This is a genomic window from Planctomycetia bacterium, assembly GCA_034440135.1.
Classification (GTDB): domain Bacteria; phylum Planctomycetota; class Planctomycetia; order Pirellulales; family JALHLM01; genus JALHLM01.
In genome coordinates, this window is the sequence record JAWXBP010000081.1 from 1 (window position 1) to 15139 (window position 15139).

The 15139-nt window shown below is 61.1% G+C and carries 8 protein-coding genes; 5 read left to right on the forward strand and 3 right to left on the reverse strand.

Annotated elements, in window-relative coordinates; genetic code table 11:
* On the forward strand, nt 1-682 hold a 682-nt coding region (locus SGJ19_04535), incomplete at its 5' end, for a hypothetical protein (GenBank protein ID MDZ4779498.1).
* Between the two features lie 294 nt (nt 683-976).
* Here SGJ19_04535 and SGJ19_04540 read toward each other — a convergent pair.
* From SGJ19_04540 to SGJ19_04550, 3 genes are all read right to left on the reverse strand, one after another.
* Nucleotides 977-2086: a Gfo/Idh/MocA family oxidoreductase gene (locus SGJ19_04540; protein MDZ4779499.1), complete on the reverse strand. Its 1110-nt coding sequence runs from the start codon at nt 2084-2086 to the stop codon at nt 977-979.
* Nucleotides 2087-2132: 46 nt separating this feature from the next.
* Entirely contained in the window at nt 2133-2999 is an 867-nt protein-coding gene (locus SGJ19_04545; protein ID MDZ4779500.1) for a protein phosphatase 2C domain-containing protein, read from the reverse strand.
* Nucleotides 3000-3174: 175 nt separating this feature from the next.
* Entirely contained in the window at nt 3175-3549 is a 375-nt protein-coding gene (locus tag SGJ19_04550; GenBank protein ID MDZ4779501.1) for a pyridoxamine 5'-phosphate oxidase family protein, read from the reverse strand.
* Nucleotides 3550-4079: 530 nt separating this feature from the next.
* Here SGJ19_04550 and SGJ19_04555 point away from each other — a divergent pair.
* From SGJ19_04555 to SGJ19_04570, 4 genes are all read left to right on the forward strand, one after another.
* Nucleotides 4080-4376 (forward strand): hypothetical protein, encoded by a 297-nt coding sequence (locus tag SGJ19_04555; protein ID MDZ4779502.1) that lies wholly within the window; start codon nt 4080-4082, stop codon nt 4374-4376.
* A gap of 508 nt (nt 4377-4884) precedes the next feature.
* A complete protein-coding gene (locus tag SGJ19_04560; protein MDZ4779503.1) occupies nt 4885-6336 on the forward strand; it encodes a PEP-CTERM sorting domain-containing protein in 1452 nt (483 codons plus the stop codon).
* Between the two features lie 114 nt (nt 6337-6450).
* Nucleotides 6451-9285 carry a CapA family protein gene (locus SGJ19_04565; protein ID MDZ4779504.1) on the forward strand — a complete coding sequence of 945 codons (2835 nt, stop codon included), beginning with the start codon at nt 6451-6453 and terminating at the stop codon, nt 9283-9285.
* Between the two features lie 265 nt (nt 9286-9550).
* The coding region (locus tag SGJ19_04570) for an Ig-like domain-containing protein (protein MDZ4779505.1) at nt 9551-15139 on the forward strand (5589 nt) is incomplete at its 3' end.

The following is a 15139-nucleotide window of genomic DNA, read 5'->3' on the forward strand; positions in this document are numbered from 1 at the left end:
GCCGAATGCGACAGGCGTCACCACCATCAGTGTCTGGGTGCGCGACGCGGCCGGGCTTCTCGCCAAGGACATCTTTCGAGTCACCGTCCAACCAACCGCAAATAACACAGCGCCCAGCGTCACGGATTTGTCGAACATCACGGCCTTGGTGGGCGACAGCATTCCCATGCGCCCCTTCACGGTCGGCGACGCTGAAACTCCCGCTGGTTCGCTGTCCGTGACCGGGTCAAGTTCGAACCCGTCCTTGGCGCCGACCTCGGGGCTCGTGCTGGGTGGCGGTGGCGCCAATCGCACGTTGAAGATCACGCCCACGCCCAACATGACGGGCGATGCCAGCATCAGTATTTGGGTCCGTGACGCCCAAGGCAATCTGGCGAAAGATGTCTTTCGCGTCTACGTCAATCCATTGACAGCGATCGCCCCCATGACGTCGCCCAACTTGGCGGATCAATCCTCTCCCGTGACCTCGACGCGGAACATGATTTGGGCCGACAGCGAAGCGGCGCATGCCTTCGATGCGTTGCTGCTGGCGCGTGCTACGAAGCGGACAATGCAAAGCGAGAACGGCGCCCGCGAGGCGCTCTGGTTCGCCACTTTGAACCAAGGAATAAGTGTCTCCAGGACAGCGTTCACCGCGGCAATCGATTCCATCTTCGAAGAACAGTCGGCCGCGGCGCCTTAACCGGCGCAATGCCGGATCACGTCCAGGCTGGTCCGGCGCGAACTTTGCACACGTCTTCAGGGGTCAAACCCTTTCGGAGCAGCTGTCATGCTTTTGATCTTCGTGGCAATGGTGAGTCTGTCCTGCCTCGCCGGCCTCTTCGTATTGCGGACCCATCCCAGCCATCCCGTTGCTTACAACTTGGAAAAATCGCGACGCAACTTATTGCGTCACCGCCCAGGAGGCGAGATCGGGCGAACAGATTAATCGGTGTTCGACAGCCAATCTGCATTGACCGCCGCGCCCTAGGCGCAGCTATTTCTTAGCGGGCGCCGCCGCATTGACCGGCGTAGGTTGTCGCGGCGGATCGCGCTGAATGGATTGCGAGACATTGGGCCGCGCATCACCTTCAATCGACAACTTCACGGCTCGCCCTTCCGCAACTGATTTGCGGAGGGCGTCGATGATCCGCACGTCGATCAAACCCTCGTCGCCCGACGGTTCCGGTGTCCGATCCTGCTGGATGCACTCGGCGAAATACAGCAACTCCGCGGCCAACTGGTCGCGATGCGCGAAGGTACGCGATTCTTCACGCCCCTTCACGACGATTTTCTGTTGAATGTCGCCTTGCCAGGTAAAGGCCGGATTCATCGTCAGCGTGCCGTCGGCGCCGATGACACGATATTCCGAATGGTTCGCCGCGCCGAAACTGCAGATGAACGTCGCCAGGCGATCGTCGGGAAACCGCAGCATCGCCGTCACCGTTTCGGGTACTTCGGCGAAGCGCGGATCGTCGCCATGCACCGCGAACGCCGAGGCTTCGAACGGCTCCGCCTGGAACAAATATCGCGCCGCGTTGATGGAGTAGATGCCGATGTCCTCCAGCGGACCGCCGCCGAGGGAGGCGTCGAGTCGCGTGTTGCCGGCTTCCACTTGCGACGAGTGAATAGATGTGAACACGCGTGGCAGGCCGAGGCGACCGGATTGCACGACTTTGATTGCCTGCAGGTTGCCTTCCTCGAAGTGAAGTCGATAGGCGGTCATCAATTTAATACCTTGCCGCTCGCAGGCTTCCACCATCGCGGCCGCGTCCTCAACCGTCGCCGCCAGCGGCTTTTCGCAGAGTACGTGGACACCGGCGCGCGCTGCTCGTTCCGTGTAGTCGCGGTGCTGCGCATTGGGCAGCGCGATATACACCGCGTCGATGTCGCCAGCGGCCAGCAATCGATCGTAGGCGTCGTAGGAGTGCGCTTTCACCTGGTATTTGGCGCTCAACTCGTGCGCCTTTTCTGCGTCGCCGGTGAAGAGCGCGGCAAGCGTCGCCTTTTCCTTGGCATTGGCAAAGGCGGGCAACACCGCGGTCTGGCCGAAATGCCCTAGGCCGACGACGGCGAAACGGACGGCGGACTTCGAAGGCGTATGCATGACAATTGCTCGCGAGATCAAATGATGTTTCGTTTCTGTGCTGGGATTACAAGGCAGCCTTTTCGACGGACTCGAAACGGGCCACGATGGCCGTCGCATTGTCGTGACCGCCGCCACGATTTGCCGCTTCGATCAACGCCCTGCATGCTGTCTCCGAACTAACTGCCGCGAGCAGCACGTCCGTGATCTCTGCGTCGGTCAACATGGCGGTCAGCCCGTCCGTGCAAAGTAGCAGTTGATCGCCGGGCTCGACCTTCACCTTGTGGATGTCCACGTGAATACCTGCCGACGGTCCGCCGACCACGTTGGTTAGGATATGACTCATCCGTGCTTGCGTCGCCTCGTCGGGCGGCAGCTCGCCGCGGCCTGCTAGTAGTTCACGCAATGTATGATCACGCGTGACTTGACTAAGAACTCCGCGCTTCAGGAGGTAGCAGCGACTATCACCCACGTGCAGCACAAACGCGGTCGAGGCGAGAAAGAATGCCACCGTGACGGTCGTGCCCATGCCGAATAGCGTCGGGTCGTGGGCGGCTTCATGAACCAAGCGTTGATCCGCACTGCGCAGCGCTTGCTCGAACTCCAAGAGCAACTCGGAACCTTCGGCGCCGCGCAAATGAAAGAACCATTTGAGCACGTTCAGCGCAAACTCTTCGATCGCCTCCGTCGCCAACAGGCTCGCGGTTTCACCCCCTTCGTGCCCGCCCATGCCGTCGGCCACCAGCCAGAGATGGCCGGCCTCGTGCGCTACTCGCGTCGTCGGCGCCGAAAAACTGCACTGCTGAATCTGCATGGATTTGCGCAATACGGCGATCAGAAACTGATCTTCGTTGCCCGAGCGCACCAAACCGCGATCGGTTGCGCCATGCGCGAACGGCTGCAGAAGTTCTGCGTCCGGTGTTGAAGCGAGCATGCTGCCTAGGCGTTCCATAAATGCACCAGTTTGACCGAGAGTTGGTTGGCAGCGACTACAGTTGTACTTTGGCGTGGATTTTCGGATCATCCGCCACGTCGGGACGCGTACCGGCGAGGTAGGCCTTGCCGGCTTCGATCAGGTACTTGATGCCGCTGGCGCCGCTGTTATCCCATTACTCGCCGCACTCGCCGTGGATGCGAAGCAGCGTTAAGGTCGGATCGTCCTGGCCTTGCGGAAACCAGACTTTCCAAGCTTCACTCCACAGCTCTGTCACTTTGCTGCGATCGTCCACCAGGTCGGCGGATCCGCTCAGCGAAATGAACTTCATGCTCGATTGCAGCGAGACGTTCACCCGCCGATCCTGGGCGATGTCTTCCGCTTTGCCCGAATGCCGCTGAGTGATAAACCAGAGCGTGCCGTCGTCCCCGACTTCGGCCAGGGCCATCGGGCGCGAGCGAAGTTGGCCTTCGGCGTTACGCGTAACGAGCATCGCCATATCGAAGCCATGCAGCAGGTCGTGGAGTTTGTCGAACGGTCGCGTGCTCATGATGGGATTGATCCTAGTGAAATGTTTCTTGTTTGGCTTGCCCCGGCGTTTCGTATCGCAAAGGAAATGCCAAACCATGTTTCAAGTCGCACGGCGCCCTCCCTTGCCCGTTTGCACATGTCGGCTGGACGCAAAACGACCGACGTGCGTCATGCTAAATCAAACTTCGACGAGAAATAAAGACGCCCAACCAAACTGTCGGCGAGTCTGGCCGGGCGGACAACCCAGCATGGCCTGGTAGACCACCTGCGGTTGTGTCGGGTCGCCGCCACCGTGTCGGACCGTCCTCGAACAATTTGACGTTGCCAATTGTTCTCGCCCGCCGGTGATAGGTGCGGAAACCCCGCGGGACCAAGAGAATCGGTTTCTCCTCGACGGTCTGACGCACCTCGTCTTCGTTAGCGGTCCGTCCGGCGATATGCAACGCGTATGCCGCGGACGGCCTCGACCGATCCACTGCGCGACATTGGTATGAGATTGGCGTAAGGCGCAAGGAGGCGGCATGCAACTATTGATTGAGGAGGATCCACATGGCCTGGTATCGCACGACAACGGACGAAGCGAGCGGGGGCGGCGTCGGCTTCGGATTTGTGTTGCTGGTTGTGTTCGTGATCGTCGTCCTAATCGCGATCGCCACCGGCGTCGTTTGCCTTCGACGCACCGGCGACACGACGGAAATCATCATTGACGAGCGGAGAATTGAAGCGACCACGGAGAAAGCCGTCGAACACGGCAAGTCCGTCCTGCGCGAGACGGGCGAGAAACTTCAAGACCTCGGCGAGCCGGACAGCGCGGTGGAGAACAGCGCCCGCGAGCCGGGCGATTGAACGCCGCTCGACTCCTGTGTCGCACTCAATTCGCGCCCAGATCGCGTCATTTCAATGTCGTACCGTCGGATTGCGATCGACGCGAACTCAGCAAATCTGCGCGGTTGCCGCACAAGAGAACACGAAAAGTTTTTCCCCGGAACTTCTCTTGTTTTAGGGAAATTGCTTGACCGCGCATCGGGAGTGCTTATATTGCAGTCGCCTTGGCTGGCCCGAAAGCAGGTCAAGAATGCCGCTTCGGCGCCGAATGGATTGGCCAATGCTGCGACGACGGAATCTGTCGTGACGTTCGTCATGGCACGCGCGCGGACGGCAAGTGTTTGCGTGCTCGACGCGCCGCTTCAGGGCTTGCGGGTTATTCGGCGAGCGTGCGCGCGAACGGACGACTCCCGTGCGGCGCTATTTCCGTTGAATTGACGAGGCGGCGAGGTACGAGCTCGGTCCTGCTCACACCGCCCGGGGGAGTACCTCGGTCCGGGCAGGCACAATCCGGCCCGTGGAGATTTCCATGCAACGCGTTTTTGTGTCAGTTCTGATTTGCGGCAGCATGATTGCTTCGGCGTCCCTGGTACACGCCGACAACGTGCAAGACTGGAATGTCACGCTGAACAACGCGGCGCGGAAGGTCGTGTCCAAGCACAATCCTGGCGTGCCGACGCGCGCCATGGCGATGATGAACGGTTCGATTTACGACGTCTATCAGGCCATTCATCGCACGCACCAGCCCTTCAAAGTCGATACCCATGCGCCGCACGCCTCCGTGGATGCGGCCGTCGCTCAAGCCGCCTATCGAGTGATCAGCGAAATTTATACCGAAGAACAGATGACGCTCGACCACGTGCTGGCGACGCGCTTGGCGGTCATTCCCAAGAGCGCGGCGAAGACAGCCGGCATCAGCCTCGGCAATCAAATTGCCCAGCAATACATCAACGCTCATCAAAACGACGGCTGGAACCTGCCCGATCAATACACGCCGTCGGACGCGCCCGGACACTGGAGTTCGGATCCCCTGCACCCCGGGCAAAAAGGCTGGGGTTCCGACTGGGGATCGGTGCATCCCTGGGCGATGCCGAACCCCGACCATTTCGATGCGGTGCTCAACCTGCCGGACATCACGAGTCAACGCTACACCGACGCGTACTACGAGGTGAAGGCTTATGGTTCGCGGGTCAGCGACACCCGCACGGCCGACCAGACCGCGATCGGCCTGTTCTGGGCCTATGATCGCCCGGGCACCGGTGCGCCGCCGGTGCTGTTCAGTGAGAACATGATCGAAATCGGCAATCAAATCGGCAATTCGCCAGAACAGAACGCTCGCATGTTTGCGATGGCGTCCGTGGCCCTGGCCGACGCCATCATCGCAACCTGGGACGTCAAATACGAAGCCGACCTTTGGCGGCCCATCACCGGGATTCGCCGCGCGGCGGAAGACGACAACCCCGACACGATCGAAGATCTCGAATGGGCGCCGTTGGGTTCGCCCGGGGCAGATCCGAACGGCGCAGCCGATGACTTTACGCCGCCATTTCCCGCTTACACGTCGGGGCATGCGACGATGGGCGGCGCCATTTACCGAGCGCTGGAATTGTTCTACGGCACGAACGACTTCAGCGTGGCCGACGCGATGATTGGCGTCGATGCGGTGACCGACGAATATGCGCTGTTCTCGATCGAGCCGGGCGGCGGCGGAACACGCGAGTACGTTCGCTTCACGCAAGACGGCGCCCTTGGTCCCGGACTGGAGAATTCTCCAGAAGGCGAAAACACCATGAGTCGCATTTATCTCGGCGTCCATTGGCGGATGGATCAGGAAGACGGACAAGCGTTGGGTCGCGCCGTTTCAGACTATGTGGCGAGTCGCTATTTCCAACCGGTGCCGGAACCAAGCACCTGGGCGCTGCTGTTGTCCGGTGGAACGCTCTTGGCGGCGTCGCGTCGCAAGTGGCGGGGCAAGTCATAAGCCCGGCAGGATTGAGTTGTGCGCCAGCCGGTAACCACTGAGTACTGGAAACTGTACCACGTCGACAATTTTCACCCTCAGTCGGAGCTATGCGAGCTTTCGACGGAGGACGGAGTGTCGTTGGTGGACTATGTTCGTCAGGCGGTGCGCAGCCAGTTACGCGATGAGCTCGTGGTCACGCCTTGTTCGCTGACGCCGGCCGCGCCGATTCATGTGTCGTTTCGCGAGGACGGAAAGTATCTCTGCGAGGGGCTTGGGCAAGGCGCAACCATTGGCGAGAGCCTCTGGCAAGGCGTGGCAAACGCCCTTCGACTTTGGCAGGGCTGCCATGCCGGGCTCAACGAGTTGGAACTTGAACCTGGCGTCCAACTGGTCGATTGGCTCGGCGCCTTCGAGAAACGGCCTGTCCGTGACAATCGCCGCTTGAAATTACCGGAAAGCGATCGGCTTGGCATTGAGCTCACGCTGTTCCACGGCGCCGAAGAACTTACGGATCGCTCCCATTCGGCGATTAGCCAGGCGATTTCGCTCGGCGTGCATGGACTTGCCCTGGAGTGCGCTGGGCGTTGCGCTTGGTTTTCGTCCAGCAAGCCGATCATTCACAATTACTCCGCGACGAAGACCTGTGAGCGCCTCGCCGAATCGATCGGACTTTCGAGCGACGGATATCGACGTGCCGACGCGCGGCTGTGGCGGCTGGAAACGATCCATCTCGTGCAGCCGTCTCGCGCGACGCCGCCCCGACGGCTCTTCCGTTGTGATCGCACGATTCCACGCGAGCAGACCGATTTCGGCTCCGTTCAACAACTGCTGGACGGCGCTGGCAAGTGGTTGCTGCGGCACGTCCGCGGCGACGGTAGCTTGGAATACAAGTATCTTCCGTCGCGGGGCGAATACAGTTCGGCGAACAACGACCTGCGACAATGGATGGCGACGCATTGCCTCGCGGAACTCCATCGCGACGCTCCGGACCAACGGCATCAGGAGGCGTATCAAAGAAATCTGGCGTATAACCTCGCAAAGTATTACCGCAATACCGGCGCCTTCGCATACATCATCGATCAAGACAAAGCGAAACTGGGGGCCGCGGCCTGCGCTCTAATGGCGCTCTTGGCCGGAGACAACGGCGAAAAGTATGCGAGCGAAGCCGCATCGCTCAAGCACGGCTTGCTGAGCCAAAGCGAGCCAGACGGGAGCTTTCGCACGTTTTTCGTGCCGTCGGACCGCAACGACCAACAGAGCTTTTATAGCGGCGAAGCGATGCTCGCCTTGGCGATGTGGCTGGAGCGCCGGCCTGATCCCGCGCTCCAGGAACGTCTGCGGCACGCGCGCGAGTATTACCTGCCGTATTACCGCGCAACAGGACGTTATGCTCCGTTCATTCCTTGGCACACGATGGCCTACTGGCGACTGGCCAAGCTCACGGGTGACGACGACTACACGAAAGCGATCTTCGAACTGAACGACTGGCTCGTGTGCCTGCAAAACGTCGATCCAGCGAGTCCGCTCGACCAACAAGGCGATTTCTTCGTCAGCCGTTTCGCCTACAACGGCCCGTCGCATGCTTCGTCGACGGCAGTTTATTTGGAAGGGCTAGCCTACGCCTATGCGGCTGCGCGCGCGGCCGGCGACGAGACCCGCGCCGCCGCCTACTGCTCCTCTCTGAGATGGGGCTGGCGCTACTTGATTCAATTGCAGTTTCGCGAAGAGAACGCCTTCTACCTGCGCCATCGCCAACGCGTGCTCGGCGGTTTGCGAACGACACTCGCGGACAATCAGGTGCGCTGCGACAACGTGCAGCACGCGGCTATGGCGGCCATGGCGCTGTTGACGCAGGTGCCGAAAGCGGCATTCTCTACCGCTGGCGATGAGGTGCGTGGCTATCGGGACCGGATGCTGGAGCGATTCACAGCGCGACCAACCGCGAGGAAATCCACGAGCGGCGCAGGAAGAATCTCCCGTATGCTGCTGGCCGGCGACGCGCAACTCGGACGATTTACCGAGCGCTGGGCGGAGCGGCTGGGCACGGCACATGCGCTGGCTGCAATTCGACCAGTGCTCGATGAAGCGGACGGATTGATCTGCAATTTGGAATGCGTCGTCGCCGAGAGCGGCTCGCCCGTGGCCAAGCAAGGCGATCGCGTCTGGCACCTCCGGGCGTCGCCGACGATGCTCGACGTCTTTCCATCCGATCGCGTGACCTGCGTTTCGGTCGCCAACAATCATGCGATGGACTACGGGCCCGACGCGTTGATGGAAATGCTGACGCGTCACCTGCCGGGTCGCGGCGTCTTTTATGCCGGAGCGGGAGAGACGGCGATGTCGGCGCAGCGTCCGGCGAAGTTTCAGTTGGGAGCGCATAGCGCTTCATTGCATGCCGTCACGACGATTGAACCCGAATTTCGCGCTACCGAAACCCTGCCGGGCTATTGCTTTGTGTCAGAAAAGTTGAGCGATTTCCAGCGACACCTGGACAAGCTCATCGCGACAGACGATTCGTCATCGACGATTCGGCTACTGGCAATCCACTGGGGCCGCAATCATGAGTCGCGAGTTCCTCCTGAACATGTCGCCATGGCGCACGCGGCGATTGACGCGGGTTTTCACGCCGTGATCGGCCACCATGCGCACGTCAATCGGGCAATTGAAATGTACCGCGATTGCCCGATCTTTTATGACCTGGGCAATTTCCTCTGCGATTTCAAATTCCTCAGTTGGGACGACCGTTCGGTGATGGCGATGCTTTCGTTCGACGAACGAGGCGTGGCCGGAATCGAGCTCATTCCGATCCTGCTTCACGACAAAGCCGTGGCGCCGGCCGTAGGCGATACTGCTGTGGCCATTCTCAAGCGACTCGCCGCGCTCAGTAGCTCGTTCGGTACGCGACTCGAAATCCACAATGGCCGAGCGCACATCATTTGCCGAACTGTTCGTGAGCATTTGCCATAGTTCTTATGCAAACTGGATCGCAAAAGGAAATCTGAGAAAATGCTTGTCCGCGCTTGACAGCACTGTTAGATTGCGGCCGTTTCACCGCTGCTTATCGAGACTGTGCTTTTCGAGCCTTGTCTCTCGCCGACAATTCAAGGGGCATACCATGCGACTCCGACGCTCTCTTGCGCGCCGCGCCATCAATGCGCTTTCAAGAAGGCAGGATCAGAGACTCCGTCGCAGTCCCAAACGACAGTTGGAGCGACTCGAAGAGCGCCGCGTATTGAGCATTGCTCCCTCGATTTCCGCGGTGCAAGTCAGCAGCACCCAGTGGACCGACACGTATCTTGATTTCTTGTTCGAAGCGGGGCTGGGCGACGGCGGCTATTCCCTTCAAGCCGGCGACGACCAGGCTCGCACGCTCCCCTGGACAAATCTCGATCAAATCAAGCTGACGTTCACCAAGGACGTAAACGTCACGGTCCACGACTTGACGCTGCGCAGCGTCAGGTCCGGCGAGTTGGATGTCGCGTCGTTTAGTTACGATGCGGCTTCCCGCACGGGCACTTGGACCCTCGGCGCTCCGCTGTCCGTGGATCGGTTGCTCATCGATCTCTCGTCACGCATTCACGACGCGGACATGAATCTGCTCGACGGCGAGTGGTCCGCACAGAAGTTGCAATTCCCCTCGGGCGACGGCGTGGCCAGCGGCGATTTTCTCTTCAACTTCGACGTCTTGCCGGGCGACGTGGACCGGGACGGCGGCGTCGGCGTGTCGGACTTGAACCATGTGCGAAATAACTTCGCGTCGTCGCAGATGATTCTGGTCGGCGACGCGAACGGCGACCTGATTGTCGACGTCACCGATTTGAATCTGGTGCGCAACGATTTCGGCACCAACCAGCCCGGGCGCCTCGCGGATATCAATCGCGATGGCCGAGTCGACGTCACCGACCTCAACCTCGTGCGTAACAACTTCGGCGTTGCTGGCCTGCGCGTGTTGGGCGATATTACCGGCAACTTGAACATCGGCGTGGAAGACCTGAACGCCGTGCGGAATTACTTCGGCGCCGTCTTGCCGGATGGCACGCCGGTCACAGAGCCGGTCAAGTTCACCGGCGGCGCACCGGGCGTCGGCGAGGAACGCGTCGGTCTGGAACGCGAGACGACCGTGCGTTTCGATGGCACGGTCGATCCCGATTCCATCACGAACGAGTCGTTCTTTCTCATCGCCAACGGACAGCGATTGGCGGGGCGCATTCGTGTCTCGATGTTGGAACAATCGGCCACGTTTTTCGCCGATCAACCATTGCCGGCAGCGACCGAGATTCGGGTCATGCTCGACGGCAATCTGTTGCGCGGGCGCGACGGGCTGCCGGTCGACGTCGATGGCGACGGCGACGCGGGCGGGACCACTTTCTTCGATTTTCGCACGCTGCCCCTCACGCGCATTCCCAACACCAACATCTTCGGCTACGTGTACGACTCGTACACGAATCTGCCGCTGCGCGGCGCCACGATTCGCGTCGACGCCTTTCCCGAAGCGAACGTCACAACCGACGCGGACGGCCGCTTCCTGCTGACCAATATGCCGTCGCCGGAGTTCTTCGTTCATATCGACGGCTCGACGGTCCCCAATCCGCCGCCCGGCTTCGCCTATCCGAGCGTCGGTAAGCCCTTCCACGTGGTGCCCGGTCAAACGGTGCAGCTCAACAAGGGCGGCATGCCCTTCAACGTCTATCTACCTCCCATGGCGATCGGCGACGTGCAAGCTCTGTCGCCCACGCAAACGTCGATGATCGGTTTCGGCGACGCGGGCATGGACAAATTGGAGGAGATGTTCCCGGACGTCGATCCGGAAATGTTCGCACGGATGCAAGTCGAAATTGCCCCCGGCTCCGCCATCGACAAACAAGGCAACGTCTCGACGCAAGCGTTGATTATTCCCGTTCCGACGGGACGCACGCCGGCGCCACTGCCGCCGATGACGTCGCCGCCGTTAGTCGTGTCGATTCAGGCCATCGGGGCGACCAACTTCGATGCACCGGCGCCTGTCTCATTTCCAAATCTTGAAGGACAACTGCCCGGCGAGAAGAGCCTGATCTACTCATTCAACCACGACGCGGGACGTTGGGACATCATCGGATCCGCGACGGTCAGCGCCGATGGGTTGAGTATCGACTCGGACCCCGGCGTCGGCATCTTGGCGCCCGGCTGGCACTTCCCAGATCCCTGGTCAAATGGCGGCGGCGACACGCCTGGGGACGGTGATGGAGATGGAGATGGAGATGGAGACGGAGACGGTGATGGAGATGGAGATGGAGATGGAGATGGCGACGGCGACGGCGACGGCGACGGCGACGGCGATTTCGACGACGTCGAAATCCGTCTGAGGGCGTTTATTCCCACGCAAGCCGTCGGCGCACCATTGTTGGGGATTCCGCCCAATGATCTGGATTGCATCGTGCCAGGACTGCGGCACTGCGTGTTCGGAGGCGACAATCGCGGCTTTAGCTACAGCGGCGGCACCCACCGAGCGCTGCAAGCGGTTACCATCAATGTCGATCCCTCCCTTTCCTCGCCGGAATTGAGTGCGCCGACGCGCAACTTCGGCGAGACGACGCGCTATTTGCCGTCCCAGACGACAGCCGTCCCCGGCGGTCCCAACTGGGACTACACGATCAATGCCGGTGCGACGCCGGATCGAGACACGTTGTCCGTCAACTCTTCGAACAATTCTGTCGTCACGACGCGTGGCGGAGGAAACCAGGTCAATGTCCGGTTGGGCCTGGATGCCGCGAACCCGCTCGCCTCGTTCGGTGCGCCATCCATCGACAGCGACATTTTCGTCTCGATCCGCCAGCAGTCCGGCATGCCGGCGGAGTACATGATCAGCGGCTCGCACGACGGCTTCCCGGCTTACGAGTTGTACATCGATCAGGTGCTGGTTTATTCCTACAATCCCATCACGGCCGGCGCCGGCCCGCTGAGCCTCTTCCCCGGAAACAGCGTCACCTACGTGAGCGCTTGGACGCCCGTCGGCAGCGCCCCGCCGCCGGCGCCCGTTTCCATCCTGGGCACGCCAGAGTTTCAATTCGACTTCGGCACACCCTCGTCGCCCGTCGCGCAAGGATTCACCCGCATTGCGCCGGACACCGCCTATTCCGCCGCACGCGGATTCGGTTGGTTGCCGGGCAGCGGCGTCACGGCGACCGATTTCGTCACTAGCGTCAATGAGTTGGCTTTGGTGCGCGATTACAACGCGACGGGCAACGCCACGTTCGCCGTCGATTTGCCCAACAGCACCTATGAGATCACGCTCACAATGGGCGATCAGCTCGCGGCCCGCGACATGATGGGCGTGTTCGTCGAGGACCGTTTCCTGGGCAACGTCAGCTCGATGGCCGGACAGTTCCAGACGAATACCTACCGCGCCGTGGTGACCGATGGTCGACTGCAAGTGCGTTTGGAGGACCTGGGCGGCTCGTTCCCCGGCGCCGTGATCAACGGCCTCACGATTCAATCGGTGTCCGACAGCACGCGCGGCGGCGGCGCCCTCCAGCCGTTGACCGGACAATTCTTCTTCATGATCGAAGACTTGGACACGGGTTTCGTCATGCGCGGTTCCACCGACGTGACGGAAGGCGAATTCCTCTGTCCCGGCGGCGTCGGTCTGGCCCCCAACGCGCGCCATCGACAATGGGTCTACCATGTCGACAGCGGCCGCCACGGTTACAGCGAGTTCACCACGCCTCCGGTGGGCTTCAGTTTCGAGATGCCGCGCATCGTGATGACGCGCTCGACCTCGCCCGACTTTGACGGCGACGGCTTGGATGATATTGCCGAGTTCATCATCGGCACCGAGTTCGACAGCGTCGACACCGACGACGACGGTCTTCGCGATCTGGCCGAAATCCAGCAGCGGCTCGATCCGCTCGACAACCGTGGCTTCCCGACGGGCGTAATCTCGGCATTGCCCTTGATGGGGAGCGCCGAGGAAGTTGTGCTAGAAGGCAGCGTGTTGAATGCGCAAAGCCAGTTGGCCTACGTCGCCACTGGTTCGCACGGCCTCGCGATCATCGATGCCACCCAATTCAACAATCCCATCGTGCTCGGACAACTGGCGCTGCCCGGCAACAGCCTGGACGTAGCCATCGACTCGCAACGTTCGCTCGCTGTGGTCGCGTCCGGCTCCGGCGGATTGCATATTGTGGACGTCTCCGACCCCATGATGCCGGAACTGCTGCGCACGGTATACACGCCGTTCGGCGCTTCGCGGCTCGAAGTCGTCGACGGCGTCGCCTATGTCGTCGATGGTTTCCGCATCGCCAGCGTCGACCTGGTGACAGGCGAAATCTTGGAATCCCTGGCGCTGGGCGCCGCGGGGATTTCCGATGTCGCGGTGGATTCAGGCGTGCTCTATGCCGTCGATTTCAATCGCGTGCTGCATTCCGTTGGTGTGAGCGGATTGACGCTGGTTCCGATCAGTTCAGTTCAATTGACCGCCGCGGGCGGCAAGCTCTTTGTCGGCGGCGGCGTCGCGTACGTCACGGCCGCCGATGCGGACCGCGGCGGTGTCTCGACCGTCGATGTCTCCAATCCGGCGGCGATGCAGTTGATCAGCGGACCGGACGTAATGAGTCCGTTTACGGCGCCCGATCAAGCCATCGCGGCGAACGGCTCCGGCTTGGCCGCGATTGTCGGCGCCGCGGGACAGAACCTGTTTACGGTGCTCGACGTCTCTGATCCGCAGGAAACGAATCAGCAGTTGGCCAGCTTCACGCTCCCCGCGCCGCCGCGCGGCGTCGCGATCGGCGCCGGTATTGGGTTTGTCGCGAACGGCTCCGCGGGATTGGTCGTCGTCAATTACCTTTCGTTCGATGCGCTGCGCACCGCGCCGACGATTTCGATCGCCAGTCCGGCGGCGGACGTCGATCCTGTCGCGCCTGGCGTCCAGATCGTCGAAGGAAGCTCCATCCAGATTGATGTCGCGGTGCAGGACGACGTGCAAGTGCGAAACGTCGAACTACTGGTGAACGGACAAATCGTCGTCAACGATGTGCGTTTTCCGTTCGATTTGACGGCCATCGCGCCGACCTTGGCGTCCGGAGCCACCACCATGCGCGTGCAAGTTCGCGCGACCGATACGGGGGGCAACGCGACGCTTTCCAATCAACTGACGTTCGGTCTGGCGCCGGATACGGTCATGCCGACTGTCATCAATACGACGCCCGCGGCCGGATTGAAATCCTTCTTCGTTCCCACGATCGACGTCCGTTTCAGCGAGCCGCTCGACACCTCCCTGTTGAATGTCGCCGGAATCAGCGTGACATACCTCGGCGCGGACGGCGTCTTCGGCGGCGGTGACGATCAAGCCATGCCATTGACCGGCATCGAAGCTCGCGCCCAAGCGCGGCGGCTGACGATTCTTCCGCAGTCGTTACTGGACACCGGGAATTACCGTGTTGTCGTTTCCAACTCGATCATTGCCGACCGCGCCGGCAATCCGATGGATGATCCCTACACATTTGAATTCACCGTTCGTCCGGCGAGCGATCTCCGCGCGCGCAGCGGTCTGGCGGCAGTTCCCCGCGCGCCTTCCGCGAACGTCGGCCAAGAGGTCGGCTTCCGTATTCAAGGCGGCAACCTCAACGTGCCGCTGAACTTTCCCACGCGTGATTCGAACGGAACTTTCGGCGTTCGCAGCGTGCTACCATGGCGCGTCGACGAAGCTACGCAATTCGCGTTCTACATCGTGCCTGTCGACGCGACGACGGGTGAGATCACGCTGCCCGAAGATCCGGACGGACCGTTCCTCCTGCAGATCGTGCCGACGTTGTTGGATGTGAATTTTACTTCGATTGCTTATGAC